This is a genomic window from Bradyrhizobium roseum, assembly GCF_030413175.1.
GTDB lineage: Bacteria > Pseudomonadota > Alphaproteobacteria > Rhizobiales > Xanthobacteraceae > Bradyrhizobium > Bradyrhizobium roseum.
On the sequence record NZ_CP129212.1, the window covers coordinates 5,818,417 to 5,835,867 of the forward strand.

Genomic DNA, 17,451 nt, shown 5'->3' on the forward strand with positions numbered 1-17,451 from the left:
CTGAATAGGAGCGAGGCAGCCGCATCAACCCTGCCTCAGAGATAGTTGATGAGGCTGATCTTCTGCAGCCGCGCCGTGAGCGCGAGCGCCGTATCGATCTGGTTTTGCAGGGCATTGACGCGGACCGACGCCTCGGACGGATCGACCTCCTCCATGGCGACAACCTGCTGGTTGAGGATGTCGTGCTGGATCTTCAGTTTGTCCGTGGCGGCGGACACCCGCTGCTGGACAGCGCCGACGCTGCCGCCGAGCACGGCGAGGTCATAGATGGCGCCGCTGACGAGACTGATAGCCCTGTCCACGACGGTCTGGAAGGTGGCCTGGCTCAGACTCGAATTGCCGAGATCGGAGAGCATCGTGTAGGCCGCGGCGAGCTTGCGGAAACCCGGCTGGTTGGCGCTGACGGACGTGTCGACGACTTCGGTCGTGGAAATGCGGCTGGTCAGCGTCTGGTCGGCGGCCGAGGACCAGTTGGCGTTCCAGGCCGGGCTGGCGAATTGGGCATCAAAGCTGGTGTTGAGGAAGTTCTGCATCTGCGCAGGGGTGATGGTGCTTACGTTTGCCGACGACTGCGCGAAACCGAAGGTCGCCAGAAAGTCCGCGTCGACCGCATTCTTGCTGGTCGAGCCGGCGGTGTAGTTCGCGATCGGCGCGTTCTGCGTATCGAGGCCAGCGAACAGGAACGAGCCGTTGTAGGAGACGTTGAGCGCGCCGATGAGATCCTGCAGATTGGCAGAGGCGCTCGGCAAAAGTATTTGCTGACCGCCGTCGGCATCACGCGCGGCGATCAGGTTCTTGAGGAACTCCTGGGCGGTCGTACCGAGCTGGGTGATCCGGTTCTGGGTCATATCCAGGCGTCCGGCGACGAGCTCATTGGTGTCCACGATCTGGTCCATGAAGCTCATCTCGGCGCGCAGCCCGACGTCTCGCCCCGTCGATGTGCCGAGCTGCAGACCGGGATCGGCGAACCGGCCGGTGGTCGCTTCCTTGCTCGCCTTGCTCAGCGCGCTCTGGTTGTTGGTGATGGAATACCGGAGTGACGAAGACAGCATCAGGGTCGAGATGTAGTTCGCGCTCATCATGGTTAACTCACCGCCGCCAGCAGAGTGTTCAGCATGTCGTCGACGGCCGAAATGATCTTCGACGACGCCGAATAGGTACGCTCGACCTGCAGCATCAACGACATTTCGTCGTCCATGTTGACGCCGTTGACATTCGAGAGCGCGGTATTGCTGCGGTCGAGCAGCGTATTCTGGTACTGGGCGCTATCGTCAGCCGTCTTGCGCCGGCTTTCGATCCAGCTGACCGACGACGAGGCGAAATCGATCACGCTGCCGCTCGGCTTGCCCTGCGCGGCCGCATCGAACGGCTGCGGCGCGTCCATGTTGTCGATGAGCTGTTGCAGTCGCGCCGAGAAGCCGGCCACACCGGTGGTGTTGTAATTGTAGGCGACGTTGCCGCTGATCGCGCCATCTCGCAGCAGGTTCGGGTTTCCACCCGAGGCCGGGTCGACCGAGGCGGCGACCGTGATCGTGCCGGCGAGGCCGACCGAAATGGTTGCGGCCGCGGGCATCGCCGGCGCGCCGGGATAGGTGAAGAGGCCTGGCACATCCGGCAGCGCAGCGCCGGACTGGTCGATCTCCCGGAAGGCGTCGATCAGGCCGCGTGCGATCTCGTCGAGCTGGGACTGGTATGTGACGGTCGCCGTGTCGCGCAGTTCGGCCAGACCCGCGATCTTGCCCGATTTGAGCGGCATGACGGACGACGCGCCGGTGACCGGCACGCCGTCGATATAGACCGCATTGCCCGTGATGCCGGCCGTATAGGCATTGGTCGGCGCAAAACTAACATTACGCGCCGACTTGTCATACAGGACGACGCCGCTGTCGGTGTAAAGCGCCGCATCGCCGTTGGGACGGATCGAGACCGAGACGCCGATTTCCTGCGACAGCTTCGAAATGATGGCGTCGCGCTGGTCGAGGTAATCGGTGACGTCCTCGCCGGTGGTCGTCCCCTTTACGACCGCGGTATTGACCGTGTCGAATTGGGCGAGGAGCCGATTGATGTTGGTGACCGCGGTCAGCATGTCGGCATCGGCGCCCTCGCGGACCGACTGCACGGTCGTCGTCGCCTGGTTGAGCGAGGCCGCCATGTCCTTTGCAGCTGCAACGGCTGACTGCGCCAGCGTCGCATTGTCGGGCGCTGTCGCATATTGATGCAGCGCCTGCTTCAGCACATTGAGCTGCGCGGTCGGCGACTGGTCGAGCTCCGGGTCGTCCACCGTCGCAGCCGCGATCTTCTGGAGACCGTCATAGATCACGCTCTGCTTGGTGGACGCAGATGTGGCGGTCAGCACGTTGGTATAAAGGCCCGCGCTCGCGGCACGCTGGATCGCCGCGACGTAGACGCCGTTGCCGGGGAAATTTTCCAATACGGCGATCTTGCGCGAATAGCTCAGCTCGCTCGCGCCGGCGATATTGCGGGAGATGACCGACGACTGGATGCCCGCCGCCATCAGGGACGAGCGGGCAGAACCGAGAGCGGCAGTAAGGGACATGGCGTACTCCAGGGCGCGGAACGGCTCAGCGCTTCAGGTTGACGACAACGTCCAGCAGGTCCGCGCCGGTCTGGAAGGATTTGGAATTGGCGGTGAAGCCGCGCTGCGACTCGATCATTGACGTCAGCTCGTCGGCAAGATCGACATTCGAACTCTCGAGCGCTCCGGACGCAATGGTTCCGAAGCCGCCGACGCCGGCGGATCCAATCTGCAGGTTTCCGGAGTCCAGGCTCACCGAATAGACGTTGCCGACTTCCGGCTTGAGGTTGTCGGGGCTCGGGACGTCGGCCAGCGCGATCGTGTAGATCGGCAGCATCGTCCCGTTCTCGAGAACCGCGGTCACGATACCCTTGTCATCGATATCCACCTTCTCGACGGAAGATGGCGCATTGCCGTCGACGGTCGTCTTGAAGCTGAAGCTCGAGGCAACCTGCGTCACATCAGCCATGTCGACCGTGAACGCCGAGCCGCCGGGAACGTTGACCGTGAGCGATGTGGGCGGCCCGACCATGGCGCCCCTGCCGGCTGCGGTCGTATCGAACGTGAAGGTGCCGAGACCTCCAGCCATCGGGGTTCCGGCTGCTGAATCATAAACCTGGACCTGCCAGGTATCCACGCCGGCTGCCGTCGCCGTCCTCGACATATAGACATCGAGCGTCACCGGCCTGCCGATATTGTTATAGGCCACGATCGAGCTTTTCGATGAGTAGGAAGCCGGCCCGGGAGGCCCCGCGATGATGGCCGCACTGGGATCGAGATTGCCGCTGACGGTCCCCAGCGTCGAAGGCTCGGCCTGAAGCTGCGCCTGATTGACGTTGACGATCTGCATCCCCGCCGTGCTGTTCGAGGAAATGCCGGTCACCGCGCCGGGGTAACCCATCAGATAGAAGCCGGCCGCATTGACCAGATTGCCCTGGCTATCGGGCACAAACGACCCGGCCCGCGTGAGGAATTGCTGCGTGCCCGTGGCGTCCGAGACCACGAAAAAGCCGTTGCCCTGCACGGCTAGGTCCGTCGTCGACGTGGTGAACGATAGATGGCCCGGATCCGTGATGGCGTAGCGCACATGGGTTTCGACCGCGCCGGAGTCGTAATTGCCTGAGCCGCTCTTCAGGATCAGCGAGGAGAATTCGGTCGAAGCCCGCTTGTAGCCGGTGGTGTTGACGTTCGCGATGTTGTCCGAAACCGTCGACAGCTTGTTGGACTGCGCGGCCATCCCCGAAACACCGGTGCGCATCACGCCGTAAAGGCTCATGGTTGGGCTCCTTTGGTAGATTGCAGCCAGAATGACGGTTCTTGCTTGCGCGGGGCTGATGACGACCGGCGATGTAGAACTTCATGCCGCACGTCACGTCGGCGCGTCATGTCGTTCCCGGCTGGCACAACGCGCGCGCCTTGTCGGTCCAGGCGCCGAAGCCTGAGGATACGAGGTGACCGACGATGTGACAGATGTAGCGCTTCTGCGCCGGGCGATTGTGAGGACCCGCATTGTAGCGGGCGACCGCCATGGTCCAGCTGCCCTCGCGCTGCTTCAACTCTTTCAGAAAGCGCGCGGCGTAATCGACGTTCTTCGCGGGATCGAACATCGCCCGAACCGAGCTGAATTTTTCGCCGTGATAATGATGATTGATCTGCATGCAGCCGAGATCGATCAGCTTGATGCCCTTGTGTCTCATGGACTCGAAGCTGGCCAGCGCGCCGTCGACATTCCCGGCAAATACCGTCTGGCCTTCGGCGCCAAGCGCATAGGGATGCAGCGCGCCCCGTCGCCCGGTCTCGGTCAGGCCGACCGCATACAGGATACCAAGCGGAATGCCATGAAGCTGCGCGGCGCGGGCCATCTCGCGCTCGCAAGGACGCGGATGGTCCGCCCTGCCCTCCGCGGCAGCGCTACAGATAAACAGCGCCGCGACGATGATGCGGCGCCACGTCCTGGTCATGACGCGTCTCCTGGTTGGTCTGCTGCTCTTTCCGGGGCTGCTTCGCCCCGTCTTGCGGTTGGCCTGGCGATGCACTGGATCCGTCTTGTGTGCCTTGCTGCTGCTGGCCGGAGAGCGAAGGCTGCGACGGGGGCGAACCGGGCTGAAATCCGTCCAGCGCGCCATGCTGGACCGGGGCGACGTCGGCGACGTAGCCCGCCGACTGCATGAGTTCGCGAATCGATTCCCGCTGCTGATCCAGCATCTGACTGGTATCCTTGCGGTCCGCCGCCAGATGGACGGAGACGGCCGCGCCGACAAGGCGAAGCCTTACGGTGACGTTGCCGAGCGCCGGCGGCTCCAGGCTGATGGTCAGGATCTTCAGCGGCTGATCAGCGACATTGTCCTGGGCCGAAAGGAGATTGGACGCGGCCGACGGTTGCGAGGCCGAGGAGCCCTCCAGTTCCGCCACCATGGCATTCGCGACTTGCGCGGTCGCGGAGAATGGCTGGACAGGGGGAAGATGCGTCTCCTGCCGGACCACGGTGACCTTGGTCGCTTCGGGCAACGCTTCGCGACCTCCGCCTTTGGCGGCACGCTCGATATTGGCAGCGACGGCTTCGAAGCTGGTCGCGGCGGTCATCGTCCGTGGCGGCGCCGCATCGGCCTGTGACGCTACCGTCGCCTGCGGCACCACGGCCGGCGGGCGGCTTCCGGTCTCGGCAACATCTTTCATCGCGCTGGCCGCGTTCGTGCCCGGCAGTTCGCGCGCGGTCGGCAATCGCGCTTTCCCCGCGGGCGCTGCGTCGTCGTCATCGCGGACCGTTTGCGCCTGTGGTTTCAATACCGGTATGGCGGCAAAGGGCTGTCCAATGCCCGAAGGCAGTATCGATCGATCCTGGATATCTGCCGTCTCCGAATGATCTGATATCACGGATGGGCGTGGCGCGTCCGGCTCCTCGGCGGCCTTCGGAAGCTTGCGCGCCGTCTCGTCGCCGGGCCTGTTGAGTTCTGCCAGCAGCGCGACGCGAGCGCGAAGCATGCCCGGTTCGATCGACCCATCTTGATCCCGATCGCTCGACGCGCGCTGCGCCGGGTTCGATACCGTGTGGAGCAGGTCGCGGAACGCCGAGTTTCCGCCCGGCTTTGCTCCAAAGCCCTTTCCGGAACGGGCTGTCCCGCGCATGTTGATCGTCTCGGCAATGACGGAGATGGGTTCTCCGCCGGTTCCGCTAAGCTTGTTCATGGACGGCGATCCTTGGTGAGGAGATCCAGCTCCGCGAGTTGCTTCTGCGCGCGTGCGAGCAGCGCTGCCGACGGGGAAAGATCGAGACGCGCCGGTGTGGGCGGTGGATTTTCGGCTACCGATCCCGTGGTCGGCTTGCGGATGTCGAACATGATCTGAAGGGTCGCATTCAGGATCGGAACGTCCCGCTCCGGCAATTTCGATTTGTCGACGGTCTTCAATTCGGCAAGGCCGCCTTCATAATCGTCGGTGAGCGCCCGCGCCGCAGCGCGGAAGAAGCGTGCGCGCTCGCCGTCCGTATTTCCGTCGCCACTGAGCGGCAGCGCCTGCTCGCCCGCCAGCCGCGCCACGGCAAGACGACCGCGGATCAGGGCCGTTCGCGCGATCCCCAGATAGAGTTTGAGGCGGCTCGCGCGATCGAGCTGTTCCAGCATGGCCGAAAGCCGCGAGAAGCGGCGCTCGTCAAATGCAAGGCTCGAACGCGTCAAGGCGGACGAAAAGCGCTGCCAGAAATCGCCGGAATAGACCGAGTTGCCATAGTGCCGGACATAGACCAGCGTCAGAAATTCGAACTTGTCGAAGTCTTCAGCCTGCCCGACGAGCCCGATCTCGCGTCGCAGAGCAGCCTCTTCGACGAGCGTGCCCGGCAGCAACAGGCGGGCTTCATCCAGGCGCTCGATCGCGGCCGGCGCATCCGAATTGGCCAACAGCGCCCCCAGCACCAGCGCAATGTGACCGCTCATGCTCGACGGCACCGCGCGCGGCTTGACGTCCTTCAATATCTCCCGGGCTTCGTCCTGGCGGCCTTCAACATAGGCCAGCGCGCCATTGAACAGCCGCTCGTCGACGCTCATCCGATCACGCGGAAGCTTGCGCACGATCTGCGGGGCTCCGCCGCTCAGCAAGTAGATGACGACGGCCTGGCCATTCTGCGGGTTGCTCCACACGTTGGGATCAGCGGCAAGAAGTTTCTCGCCGATCTGCCGGATCAACGCCGGATGCCGGCGGTGCGCTGCGGCGTCGCCGCGCGCGATACCGTCCTGCACTGCCTGCAACGACCGAACCAGCTGATACGGCTCGCCCGAGGCCGGCTCCGGGGACGGCGTCGCGGCAAGTGCCGTCGCCGCCATGAAGGACAGCGATAACAACAGCCCGGCGGCCGGTCGCGCCCCGATCACGGCCGTTTCTCCCTGACAAGGATCTCGATCCGGCGGTTTTGTGCCGCCGCTGGATCCTCCGGAAGTTTTGGACGCCGATCCGCATACCCTTCGACATGCTCGATCCGGCGCGGATCCACGCCGGATCGAACCAGCATGTAGTACGCCATTTGCGCACGCGCGGTCGAAAGCCGCCAGTTGTCGTAGGTGTCCGACCGGTACGGTCGATTGTCGGTATGGCCGCGGACAATGATCAGACCCGGACGCTTCGTCAGCAGCGGCCCGATCTTGTCGATGACTCGAATGAGTTCGGGACGCGGTTCGGCAGAGCCGACTGCAAACATGCCGAAGTTGGCATCGTCGGTCAGACTGATCAGCAGGCCTTCCTCGACCTGGCGGACTTCCGCAACCGGCCCGGCGCCCGCTTTGATGTCCGACAACGCGTCGGCGATCACTGCCTGGAGCTGCTTGGCGGTGGGCTGTGCGCGGGCGGCGTCACGCGGTTCGACGCCCTTCGCAGCTTCTGCCGGATGAGGTTGGGCCGCGGCATTGGCTTCAGCGCTGACCTGAGAACTGGCTTGGACATTGCCTTCGCGGCCGGGCAGCGAGGACGCCGAGCCTGGCGGCAGCAAAGGCGACATGTGCACAGACGTCGGCTGTCCGCTCGCCTGGGCGGCACCTCCGCCATCATCAGGCTTGCCGGGGCGAACGGGCGGCGGCTCGCCTTGACTTCCCTCATGCGCATTTTCGCGGAAGGGAGGCTTCGGACGAGGCTCGCTCTCGATCACCCGCTCGGCATTCTTCCCAGCCTGCGGCGCGAGCCTCCAGTAACCGGGATCGAACGGATCGCGATAGGCCTCGCCTCCCTTCAGACCGTCCTCTTGCGCTGAGGTCAAAGCGCCCGCGCGCCTCTGTCCCGACGCCTCATTCGCGCTGGCGGCGATCTCGGTCAGTGCCGCGTAGGGATCGCGAAACAGGACCTTCTCCTCGTAGAATGGCGGCTTCTCGGCGGTGGGCGAGTCGCCGCGGCGCTCCTCGTTGGGCCCCGCAGGCTTGCGCTTGCCGTCCTGACCTTCGGACGCGGGCGGATCCTCCTTCGAGAGATCCCTGAGGCCCTTCGGAGCCGGAGCGTTCTCCGACAGCTTGATCGGATTGAAGTAGCTCGCCACGACCTGACGCTGGTCCTGGTTCAGCGCGCTGAGCAACCACAACACCAGGAAGAACGCCATCATGGCGGTCATGAAGTCCGCATAGGCGATCTTCCAGACGCCGCCCTTGGCCGGCGAATCTTCGAAGGCGCTGCGCCGCCGGATGATGACGAGCTCTGGCTTGAGGTCGCTCATTGCGAATTACCGACGCGCTTCCTTCAGCCGTGCCGTCCACGCCTGCATCTGCGTCTCGATCACGGTCTGATCGGCCACGACGCGGATTTCGAGCGTGTCGGCCGCCTGATATTCGATACCCGTCCGCCGCGCCGTGTCGAGCTGCGCCTTGACCCGCTGCAGCAAATCGGCCGGACCGCTGATCCGAAGCACCGGCACGGGTGAGCTGCATGTCAGCACCGATATCTGCTCGATGAGCGCCTCGACAGCCTTGTCGCGGACTGCATCTGCGAGGAACGGCTGCAATATACGAGCCACGGAGCTGGCGATGTTCGATTCAAGTTCGCGGCAGGCGGCGCTGAAGCCATGGACGATCGCGACGGCCTGCTGGTCGGACCACTTGGCGCGCTCTTCGCCAAGCCTGACGGCGCTACGAACGCGCTCCTCCGCCAGCCCGGCATTGCCTTCCGCAAGACCGGCGGCATAGCCGCGCCGATAGGCTTCATCCACAAGATTGACCTGCGGGGTTTCGGCTTTGGGTGCAGGCGCGGACTGGGGAATCGGCGCAGGCTGGGACTCGCGCCGGGCCTCCCGCGGCTTCGCCATGGGCTCCGGGACTTTCGGCTTCTCGGCGGGTTTGGCGCGACCATTCGCATCGAACTGCGGAAGGAGTTTTCCGATCGCCGCATTCATGCCGCCTCCTCCCGGCGCATCCAGTCTTTAAGGATCGCCGCCGCCTGCGCCTGGTCGAGACGCACGATCTGCTCAAGCCGCTTCTGCGGGGTCCGCTGCATCTTGCCCTCGAGGTCTTCCACCAGGTTCAGCTCTTCCTGTTCCGCCGCCGTCAAATTGGCGGCCTCGAGCTCGGCGACGGCGTCCGACGCCGCGACCTGCTCCTGCTGCGCACGGTGGGTCAGGATGCCGTTGACCGCGGGGCGAAGGCCGAACCAGACGAGCATGGCAGCGACGGCCAGGATCGTCGCCGCATTGATGATGCTGCCCATCTGCCTGTTCAGCATCTCGACGAACCCGATGGGCGGCACCGGGGCCAGCTCGCGCGAGCCCTCGACGAAATCCACCGCCGTCACCTGGATCTGGTCGCCGCGCTGCCGGTCGATGCCGCCGGCGGTCGCTGCAAGCTGGCTGATCTCCGCGATCTTGCTGTCGACGATGGCCTGATTGGTCTTGTCGCCGAGATCGGCAACGAGCCGCGTGCGATTGATCAGGACCGCGATGAAGAGTTTCTTAACGGAATAGCCGTCGCTGACGGTCGTCGTCGTCTTGGACGATACTTCGAAATTGGTGACGTCCTCACGCCGCTGCTTTTCCTCGTTGGAGTTCTTGGTGCCGCCGGCATTGACCTGCTGGTCGGGAAGATTCTGTTGCACGGTCGTCGGCGTCTGGCGATCGGCGTTCTGCGAGGTTTCCTTCTCCCGCACGTTGCGGACCGAGCGCTCCGCGCGTGCCTCCGGATCGTAAACGGTCTCGTTGATCTGCCGCTTGTCGGTCGAGAGCTGCGGCGCGACGCTGACTTCGAAATTGTCCAGACCGAGATAGGGCGTCAGCGCCTTGCGGATGTTCTCCTGCACCATCTGCCCGACCATCTTCTGCAGGCTCGCCATCTTGGTCGGCGCCGCGCTCGCCTCGTCCTCCTCGGCAAGCAGCATGGAGCCGTCGGCATCCAGCACCGTCACCTTGTCCCGCGTCATGCCGGGAATGGCGGCAGCGACGAGATGACGGATCGACTGCGCCGTACGGGCCTCGATCGCGCCGTCGGTGCGCAGCACGACCGAAGCGGATGGCGGTTGCTGGGTCGCGCGGAACGAACCGCGCACGGGCAGAACGATATGGACCCTGGCAGCCTTCACGCCCTTCATCAGCTGAACGGTTCGGGCAATTTCGCCTTCGAGCGCCCTGAGCTTCGTGACCTCCTGCATAAACGAGGTCAACCCGAGCGAGCCGATCTTGTCGAAAAGTTCGTAGCCGGCATTTGCGCTCGTCGGCAGCCCCTTCTCGGCAAGCAGCATCCGCGCCTGCATGGTCTGGCTCGGCCGGACCGAAACCGCGTCTCCGGCTGTATTCACGTCAAACGCGATGCTCTGCTCACGGAGCGCGGCGCCAATGCGCGTCACGTCCTCGCGGGTGAGACCGGTGTAAAGAGGCTCGAACTCAGGTCGGCTTAGATAATAGGCGCCTCCGACCACAGTCACCAGAACGGCAAATCCAATCACCCCCAGCGCCATCAGGCGCCGCGGCCCGAGTTCCAGCAAATTGTTGAGCAGCTGCTGTACCTGCGCGCGACTGAGCATGAGACCTCGTACCAATGCGAATGCCAGCACACTCCGCCGCCAACCTTGTCTGGGGGTTGCGCGTGAAAGCAGTCACATCAGTCCGTCTTGCGGGCGTTGTCGATTGGTGGGCCGGAGGGCGACATCTGCCGGAGATTTTAGCGCAGACGCCAACGCCGTCGACGCACGACGCGTTGAACGAGGACCAGGGAAATGGCCTGGATTGGATCGGACGACAGGTCGATCGCCGTCATGTCGACCTTGACGAAGGGACCGCGCTCCGCGAGGAGCACGGTCTCTTCGATGGCGCTTCTTACTTGAAGAGCGACAGGATGCTCTGGCTGTTCTGGTTGGCGATCGACAGTGCCTGCACGCCGAGCTGCTGCTGGACCTGCAGCGCCTGCAGACGGGTGGACTCCGCGTTCATGTCGGCGTCGACGAGCTGGCCGATACCGCGGGTCACCGAATCCATCAGCGACTTCACGAAGTCGGTATTGTTCTGAATGCGGTTCTTGATGGCGCCGAGGTCCGCGGCCGACTGGCTGACGGTGTTGATCGCGGCCACGACCTGCGCGATCAGGCCGTCGAGTGTGGTCTGGTCGGCCACCGAGTCGGTCAGCGCGCCGATGTTCATGTTGTCGATGGACACGGTGGTGGTACCGCTGACCGTATCGAGGATGCCGGTCTGCGTGGTGGTATACAGCGAGTAGTTGGCGACCGTGACCTGGATCGTGTTGATGGTCGGCGTGGCGCCCACGCGCGAGAACGACGACACGAGGTTGACGGTGGCCGGAGTCGTGGCATTCGTGCTGAGCCAGTTCACGCCGTTGAACGTCGCCGAGTTGGCGGTGTTCTTCATGTCCTGCTGGATCTGGGTGATTTCCGACTGGATCTTGGTCCGGTCGATGCCGGCCGTCTTGGCCTCGACCAGCAGCGCCTGAAGCTTGTTGAGGCCGCTGGTGCCTTCGTTGCCCAGGACCGCGGTCAGCGCAGTGTATTCGGTGTCGACCGTCGCGGCCGACAGCCCGAGCGAGTCGGACACCGCGGACAGCGCGGAATTGTCGGCCCGCATCGAGGTCGCGATCGACCAATAGGCCGAGTTGTCCGAAGCGGTTGCGACGCGCTGGCCGGTCGAGATCCGGTTTTCGGTGGTCTGCATGTTCGCGCTGACCGACCGCAAGGTCTGCAACGCGGTCATCGCCGCCGAATTGGTAAGCAAGGAAGCCATTGTCGATGTCCCTTTGAGTTTGGAATTGAGTCTTTGGGGACATACCGGGCTTTCACCGGTACGACAGGGCGGCGTCATGCCTTTGGGTCGCGGATATCCGTCGAGGGCCCAACCCGTCGTAGCAGCAAGGGTATCGGCCGAACCTTGTGCTAAGCTTGTGACTCCCGGGACGAAAAAAAGGCCGCGCTCTGGAGAGCGCGGCCTTTCCGCCCGAATGGTCCGGGCTTAGCGGAACAGGGACAGGATGCTCTGGGTGTTCTGGTTGGCGATCGACAGCGCCTGCACGCCGAGCTGCTGCTGGACCTGGAACGCCTGCAGACGGGTGGACTCGGCGTTCATGTCGGCATCGACGAGCTGACCGATACCGCGGGTCACCGAGTCCATCAGCGACTTCACGAAATTGGTGTTGTTCTCGATGCGGTTCTTGATGGCGCCGAGGTCGGCGGCCGACTGGCTGACCGTGTTGATCGCGGCCGTGACCTGCGCGATAAAGCCATCGAGCGTGGTCTGGTCGGCGGTCGAATCGGTCAGCGCGCTGATGTCGATGGTGTCGATCGAGGCGGTGCCGTTCACCGTATCCAGGATGCCGCCCTGGGCGTTGGTATAGAGCGTATAGTCGGCAACCGTCACCGTAATCGAGTTGATGGTCGGCGTGCCGCCGACGCGAGAGAACGACGACACGAGATTGACCGTCGCCGGCGTCGTGGCATTCGTGCTCAGCCAGTTCACGCTGTTGAAGGTCGCAGACGCAGCCGTGCTCTTCATGTCCTGCTGGATCTGGGTGATTTCCGACTGGATCTTCGTCCGGTCGATACCGGCGGTCTTGGCTTCGACCAGCAGCGACTGGAGCTTGTTGAGACCGCTCTTGCCGTCGCTGCCGAGTACCGTGGTCAGCGCGGTGTACTGGGTATCGACGGTCGCGGCCGACAGACCGAGCGAGTCTGACACGGCTGACAGCGCGGCGTTGTCGGCACGCATCGAGGTCGCAATCGACCAATAGGCCGCGTTGTCCGAAGCGGTGGCAACACGCTGGCCGGTGGAGATCCGGTTTTGCGTGGTGGCCATGCTCTGGCCGATCGACTGCAGGGTCTGCAGTGCGGTCATGGCGGACGAGTTCGTGAGGAGGCTTGACATGAAGAATGTCCCTTTATGTACGCGTTAACTTTTTCATTGGGGGGACATACCGGGCTTTCACCGGTTCGGCAGGGCGGCATCATGCCTTTGGACCGATATGGGTGGGGTCCAACCTGACGTGGCCCCTGACTACCAGCCGAACGTTAGCCTTAGCTTAAGGCGGGCCCGCATTTCGCCACAATAACGCGGCCGCGGATTTGCCGTCCGGTAAGGATGAACGCCCGGCTGCGGGCCAGGACCGCCCCGCCGCCACGATGCACCGCGCTACGAGAATGACCGGACCAGTCCGGAGACGAGCAAATTCCAGCCGTCGATGAGCACGAAGAACAGCATCTTGAACGGCAGCGCGATCACCGTCGGCGGCATCATCATCATGCCCATCGACATCGTCAGCGTCGCGACGATCATGTCGATCACGAGGAACGGCAGGATGATCAAGAATCCAATCTCGAACGACCGGCGAAGCTCGGAGATCATGAATGCCGGAATGATGACGCGCATGTCGATGCGCTTGTCGTCGAATTTCCTGCGGAAACTTTCGGCGGCCAGTGCTTCGAACGTCTGCAGGTCCTTCTGACGCACGTGGGCCAGCATGAATTCGCGGAACGGATCTGATATCCGCAGGTATGCCTCCTCCTCCGAGATCTCGTTCTTCATCAAGGGCTGGACACCGGTTTCCCAGGCGCGATCGAACGTCGGAGCCATGACGTAGAACGTCATGAACAGCGCCAGGCTGATCAGGACCAGATTCGCCGGCGTCGTCTGCAGGCCGAGGCCGGCGCGAAGAAATGACAGCGCGACGGCAAATCGGGTGAAACTCGTCACCATGATGAGCAGCCCCGGTGCGACGGACAGCACAGTGAGCAGCGCCATCAGCTGGACGATCCGGCCGCTGGTGCTGCCGTTCCCCGGTGGAAGCAGGGAGCCAAGGTCCGGAATTTGCGCCGCCGCCGTTTCGGGCAGCAGGACCAGCAACGCCACGACCAGCAACATCCTCATTGGATCACCAACGTCTCGATAATCAATTCGCGAACCTTGCCCGAAGACCGGATATTGGCCCGCTCGGTCAGGTCGTCCCGCAGATGCTGAAGCCCGCGCGCGCCCTCGAACTGGGCAGCCGAGGCCGACCTGAGATAGACGACGATGTCTTCGCTGATATGGGCGGCCAGGATGCCTGCTTCCTCGTCGTTCAAGCTGTCGGTCACCATCGACGCTTCGACGCGCGCCCAATTGTTCGCCGGCGCCGCGAGGTTGGTCACGATCGGAGAAAGCTTCCTCAGCCGCGCGCTGCCCGCGTATATCGAGGCGACGGGCGGCGGGGCGGCGTTCTTCCTGGCATCGACGGCGCGCTCCGCCGTCGCGACGAGATGCAGGCCGGCAAGAGCGCCGGCGCCGATCGCGATCAGCGTCAAGATGAATATCGCCGCCGTCAAGCGCATGGCGTTCCTTGTGCCCGCCGCATGGCCCGGTTTTCCTCGGGATCAGAAGGGCGCCACCGCATCATAGATCCTGTGTCCCCAACCCGGTTGCTGCACGTCCGTCAGACGCCCGCGGCCGCCATAGGACACGCGCGCCTCGGCGATCTTTTCATAAGAGATCGTGTTGCCGCGCGAGATGTCTCGGGCCCGAACGATCCCTCCGACATTGAGCACGCGCATCTCCGCATTGACGCGGAATTCCTGCGAGCCGCTGATCATCATATTGCCGTTCGGCAACACGTCGGTGACGACGGCGGCAACCGACAGCTTGATATCCTCGGTACGGTCGATCTGGCCGGCGCCCTTGGTCGAGGAGCTCGCGCTCAAATTGGCGTTGCCCTGACCGGTATCCTGCCAGCCAGCGACGTTTGCCAGCCAGTCCAGACCGACCTTGATCTGCGAATCGCGTGAGCGATCCGTCTTGTTGTCGAGCTTGGCCTTGTCCTGCATGGAGATGACCACCGTCACGACGTCGCCCACGCGCCGGGCGCGGGGATCGCGGTAAAGGTCGGTGCCGTCGTCCCAGGTCGAACGAAAGCTCAGAGGCGTATGTCCCCGCGGCGTTGTCGGGATCGGATAGGCTTGCGCTCTCAGCCCGGTACCTACGGGGGAAAGCTGCGGCCCGCGCAACACCTCGGAGGGATCCTGGGCGCAACCGCCCAGGAGCAGGAGCGAGAGGATGAGCATCGGCTTCTTCATTTGTTTCTCTTTCCGTCGTCCGCACGACGCATGCCGCCAAGCAGATCAGCGAGATGCGCGGCGCGCGCGGACTCCATCTCATTGAAGATGGCGCTCGAATTTTTAGGGCTCAGCTTTGCGAGCACCGCTGCCGCGGTCTCATCCGACATGCCCGCGATATGGGTTGCGGCGGCTTCGGGGCGCATTCGCGAATAGATCTCGACCATCGACGCCTCGGCCTTCTTCAAAAATTCGTCCCGAAGCGCCATCCACTTTTCGTATTCGGCGCGCTTGGCTTCGACTTCCGCAATCCGCTCGCGGAGCCTGGTCTCGGCCTTCTCCAGCTCCTTCAACTGCCAGGCCAGCCGGGCATCCACGGCCGGGTCCGCAACGTTGCTGCAGAATTGGGCGACCTCGTTGTCGTTCGGCGCGGCCGCCGCAGGCGTCGGCTTTGGCGAGGTTGCGGCGCCTCCGCCCCTGCCCGGGCGGGCGACGGCCGGCGGATTGTCGGGTGCTGCGCCGGTGATCAAGGGTCCGGTGTCTTCGGCAGCGCGCGCCACGGGTCTTGCCTGGGCGCTATCGCCGGGGAGCATCAAGACCGGGAGACCCGGCTTCTGCGCTCCCGCGGCGCGTGTTCGCACCAAAGGCCGCAGGTCCAAAGGCTTTGACGGCTTTCCGTCATCCAGCGCCGGCACCGGCGATGCGCCCGCCAGCACGCACGCCGCGACCAGCAGCAGGACTTTCGACTTGTGATCCAGCTTTAGCATCAGGTGGCGCGCGATCCCCGTTCGAGAACAAAGCATTGCGCGACCAAGCTTGCACGACGCTTGCGCGTCATTGCACGATGATGTCCGCCTGCAGCGCGCCGGCCGTCTTGATCGCCTGCAGGATCGCGATGATGCCGGAAGGCTTCAGGCCGATCTGGTTCAGGCCGCGGACCAGGCGCTGCAGGTCAACCCCGCTGAGAATGGCCACCTGGGCCCCCGGCTCGTTGACGTCGACATAGGTCTGCGGAACAACCTTGGTCTCGCCGCGCGAGAACGGGTTCGGCTGGGATACGACGGGCAGCTCGGTCACGCGGACAGTCAGATTGCCGTGGGTCACCGCCACCGTGGATATGCGGACGTCCCGCCCGATCACCACCGTGCCGGTTCGCTCGTTGATCACGACCCGCGCCCTGGTATCCGGCTCGACGGTCAATTCGCCGATTTCGGCGAGAAAGCGGACCGGCCCGACGTGTCGCGGCTTTGACAGCACGACCGTCCGATAATCGCGCTCGAACGCGATCTGGGCGCGGTAGCGACCGCCCGCATAGCGATTGATGGCGTCGAGGATTCGGGTCGCCGTGACGAAATCCGGGTTCTTCAATTCGAGAACGAGGAACTCCATTTCATGGAGGCTTCCCTGCACGGCGCGCTCGACCAGCGCGCCGTTCGGAATGCGGCCGGCGGTCGGCGTGCCTTGGCTGACATTCTGCGCCTGGCCCCCCACGCTGAATCCGGCGACGGTGACGGACCCCTGCGCCACCGCATAGACAGCGCCGTCAGCGGCACGCAGCGGGGTCATCACGAGCGTTCCTCCGAGCAGCGAGGTGGCATCGCCGAGCGACGATACGGTGATGTCCATGCGTTCGCCCGGTTCGATCGAAGGCGGCAGGTCCGCGGTCACCATCACGGCGGCGACGTTGCGCGTGCGCAGCGTGGTCGGCCGCGCCGTGGAATTCGCATTGTCGTTCCGCACATTGATGCCCATGTTGTCGAGCATCGACTGCAGGGACTGCTCCGTAAACGGCGCATTGCGCAGGGTGTCACCGGTCCCGTTGAGGCCGATGACGAGCCCGTAACCGACAATCTGGTTTTCGCGCAATCCCCTGAGGTCCGCGATGTCCTTGATACGGACGGCGGCCTCGGCGCCAGCCGCCGAAAGGACGAGGATCAACGCCAGCAGCAATCGGGTAATCATCCGTCAACGACCTTTACGGTGCCGTCCGGCTGGACGATGCCCCTGATGATCACGCCGGTGTCGGTATTACGGACCGGAATGAGCGCGCCGGCGGCGCCCGATTGCATGGCGGCGCCGTATGTCGCGATCGAAAGGCCATTGTCCTCGACGATGACCTTGACGATCGCCCCGCGGGCAACCGCCCAAGGTTCATCGACGGCATTTGTCGGTATGGGCTGGCCTGGCAGAAGCGAGCGGCGCGCCATGCGTCCGACCACGGCCTGACGCCCCTCGATGAACAGCGCGACGCCGAGAAGGTTGGGCGCAAAGGCGCGCTCGGTGATCATCTCATCCCTGATCACCTCGCCGGGGCGGATCGTCACCGACGGCACCGGCAAGCGCCGTTCCTCGCCGGTCGCCGCACCTGCAAAAGCGACAGCCAGCAGCGCGACGGCTGCCCCTCGTACGAACCGGCCAACCGAGTTCAACATCGATACACCGGA

The 17,451-nt window shown here is 64.1% G+C and carries 17 protein-coding genes; all 17 read right to left on the bottom strand.

The features are described 5' to 3' along the window. Nucleotides 1-35 precede the first annotated feature (35 nt). Nucleotides 36-1,082: a flagellar hook-associated family protein gene (locus QUH67_RS27490; RefSeq protein WP_300942570.1), complete on the bottom strand. Its 1,047-nt coding sequence runs from the start codon at nt 1,080-1,082 to the stop codon at nt 36-38. Nucleotides 1,083-1,084: 2 nt separating this feature from the next. Then, nucleotides 1,085-2,557 carry a flagellar hook-associated protein FlgK gene (gene flgK, locus QUH67_RS27495; RefSeq protein WP_300942571.1) on the bottom strand — a complete coding sequence of 491 codons (1,473 nt, stop codon included), beginning with the start codon at nt 2,555-2,557 and terminating at the stop codon, nt 1,085-1,087. Nucleotides 2,558-2,582: 25 nt separating this feature from the next. Then, complete coding sequence (locus QUH67_RS27500; RefSeq protein ID WP_300942572.1) at nt 2,583-3,812, bottom strand: flagellar hook protein FlgE; 1,230 nt, start codon at nt 3,810-3,812, stop codon at nt 2,583-2,585. Nucleotides 3,813-3,918: 106 nt separating this feature from the next. Next, the gene (locus tag QUH67_RS27505) at nt 3,919-4,497 is read right to left on the bottom strand and encodes a transglycosylase SLT domain-containing protein (RefSeq protein ID WP_300942573.1); all 579 of its coding nucleotides are present in this window, start codon (nt 4,495-4,497) and stop codon (nt 3,919-3,921) included. Beyond that, entirely contained in the window at nt 4,448-5,257 is an 810-nt protein-coding gene (gene fliK, locus QUH67_RS34875; protein ID WP_320416101.1) for a flagellar hook-length control protein FliK, read from the bottom strand. Before fliK ends, QUH67_RS27505 begins: the two co-directional genes overlap by 50 nt. Nucleotides 5,258-5,718: 461 nt before the next feature. Continuing rightward, on the bottom strand, nt 5,719-6,852 hold the full coding sequence (locus tag QUH67_RS27515; RefSeq protein ID WP_300948194.1) for a chemotaxis protein: 1,134 nt from the start codon (nt 6,850-6,852) through the stop codon (nt 5,719-5,721). Nucleotides 6,853-6,896: 44 nt separating this feature from the next. Further along, nucleotides 6,897-8,222 (bottom strand): MotB family protein, encoded by a 1,326-nt coding sequence (locus QUH67_RS27520; protein ID WP_300942576.1) that lies wholly within the window; start codon nt 8,220-8,222, stop codon nt 6,897-6,899. A gap of 6 nt (nt 8,223-8,228) precedes the next feature. Beyond that, a complete protein-coding gene (locus QUH67_RS27525; RefSeq protein ID WP_300942577.1) occupies nt 8,229-8,894 on the bottom strand; it encodes a hypothetical protein in 666 nt (221 codons plus the stop codon). Continuing rightward, the gene (gene fliF, locus QUH67_RS27530) at nt 8,891-10,510 is read right to left on the bottom strand and encodes a flagellar basal-body MS-ring/collar protein FliF (protein ID WP_300942579.1); all 1,620 of its coding nucleotides are present in this window, start codon (nt 10,508-10,510) and stop codon (nt 8,891-8,893) included. Before fliF ends, QUH67_RS27525 begins: the two co-directional genes overlap by 4 nt. A gap of 292 nt (nt 10,511-10,802) precedes the next feature. Beyond that, a complete protein-coding gene (locus QUH67_RS27535) occupies nt 10,803-11,717 on the bottom strand; it encodes a flagellin N-terminal helical domain-containing protein (protein ID WP_300942580.1) in 915 nt (304 codons plus the stop codon). Nucleotides 11,718-11,942: 225 nt separating this feature from the next. After that, a complete protein-coding gene (locus QUH67_RS27540) occupies nt 11,943-12,851 on the bottom strand; it encodes a flagellin (protein ID WP_300942581.1) in 909 nt (302 codons plus the stop codon). Nucleotides 12,852-13,115: 264 nt separating this feature from the next. Beyond that, entirely contained in the window at nt 13,116-13,850 is a 735-nt protein-coding gene (gene fliP, locus QUH67_RS27545; RefSeq protein WP_300942582.1) for a flagellar type III secretion system pore protein FliP, read from the bottom strand. Further along, a complete protein-coding gene (locus QUH67_RS27550) occupies nt 13,847-14,290 on the bottom strand; it encodes a flagellar basal body-associated FliL family protein (protein ID WP_320416102.1) in 444 nt (147 codons plus the stop codon). Before QUH67_RS27550 ends, fliP begins: the two co-directional genes overlap by 4 nt. 42 nt (nt 14,291-14,332) lie before the next feature. Then, entirely contained in the window at nt 14,333-15,028 is a 696-nt protein-coding gene (gene flgH, locus QUH67_RS27555; RefSeq protein ID WP_300942584.1) for a flagellar basal body L-ring protein FlgH, read from the bottom strand. Next, entirely contained in the window at nt 15,025-15,774 is a 750-nt protein-coding gene (locus tag QUH67_RS27560) for a MotE family protein (RefSeq protein ID WP_300942585.1), read from the bottom strand. Before QUH67_RS27560 ends, flgH begins: the two co-directional genes overlap by 4 nt. Nucleotides 15,775-15,841: 67 nt before the next feature. Next, the gene (flgI, locus tag QUH67_RS27565) at nt 15,842-16,966 is read right to left on the bottom strand and encodes a flagellar basal body P-ring protein FlgI (RefSeq protein WP_300948196.1); all 1,125 of its coding nucleotides are present in this window, start codon (nt 16,964-16,966) and stop codon (nt 15,842-15,844) included. Continuing rightward, entirely contained in the window at nt 16,966-17,439 is a 474-nt protein-coding gene (flgA, locus tag QUH67_RS27570) for a flagellar basal body P-ring formation chaperone FlgA (RefSeq protein WP_300942586.1), read from the bottom strand. Before flgA ends, flgI begins: the two co-directional genes overlap by 1 nt. Nucleotides 17,440-17,451 lie beyond the last annotated feature (12 nt).

Coding starts and splice junctions, on each gene's coding strand:
- QUH67_RS27520 (WP_300942576.1), bottom strand. CDS start 8,222: ATGAGCGACCTCAAGCCAGAGCTCGTCATCATCCGGCGGCGCAGCGCC.
- QUH67_RS27540 (WP_300942581.1), bottom strand. CDS start 12,851: ATGTCAAGCCTCCTCACGAACTCGTCCGCCATGACCGCACTGCAGACC.
- QUH67_RS27515 (WP_300948194.1), bottom strand. CDS start 6,852: ATGGCGGCGACGGCACTTGCCGCGACGCCGTCCCCGGAGCCGGCCTCG.
- fliF (WP_300942579.1), bottom strand. CDS start 10,510: ATGCTCAGTCGCGCGCAGGTACAGCAGCTGCTCAACAATTTGCTGGAA.
- QUH67_RS27500 (WP_300942572.1), bottom strand. CDS start 3,812: ATGAGCCTTTACGGCGTGATGCGCACCGGTGTTTCGGGGATGGCCGCG.
- QUH67_RS27560 (WP_300942585.1), bottom strand. CDS start 15,774: ATGCTAAAGCTGGATCACAAGTCGAAAGTCCTGCTGCTGGTCGCGGCG.
- flgA (WP_300942586.1), bottom strand. CDS start 17,439: ATGTTGAACTCGGTTGGCCGGTTCGTACGAGGGGCAGCCGTCGCGCTG.
- flgH (WP_300942584.1), bottom strand. CDS start 15,028: ATGAAGAAGCCGATGCTCATCCTCTCGCTCCTGCTCCTGGGCGGTTGC.
- fliP (WP_300942582.1), bottom strand. CDS start 13,850: ATGAGGATGTTGCTGGTCGTGGCGTTGCTGGTCCTGCTGCCCGAAACG.
- QUH67_RS27525 (WP_300942577.1), bottom strand. CDS start 8,894: ATGAATGCGGCGATCGGAAAACTCCTTCCGCAGTTCGATGCGAATGGT.
- QUH67_RS27550 (WP_320416102.1), bottom strand. CDS start 14,290: ATGCGCTTGACGGCGGCGATATTCATCTTGACGCTGATCGCGATCGGC.
- flgK (WP_300942571.1), bottom strand. CDS start 2,557: ATGTCCCTTACTGCCGCTCTCGGTTCTGCCCGCTCGTCCCTGATGGCG.
- QUH67_RS27505 (WP_300942573.1), bottom strand. CDS start 4,497: ATGACCAGGACGTGGCGCCGCATCATCGTCGCGGCGCTGTTTATCTGT.
- QUH67_RS27490 (WP_300942570.1), bottom strand. CDS start 1,082: ATGATGAGCGCGAACTACATCTCGACCCTGATGCTGTCTTCGTCACTC.
- QUH67_RS27535 (WP_300942580.1), bottom strand. CDS start 11,717: ATGGCTTCCTTGCTTACCAATTCGGCGGCGATGACCGCGTTGCAGACC.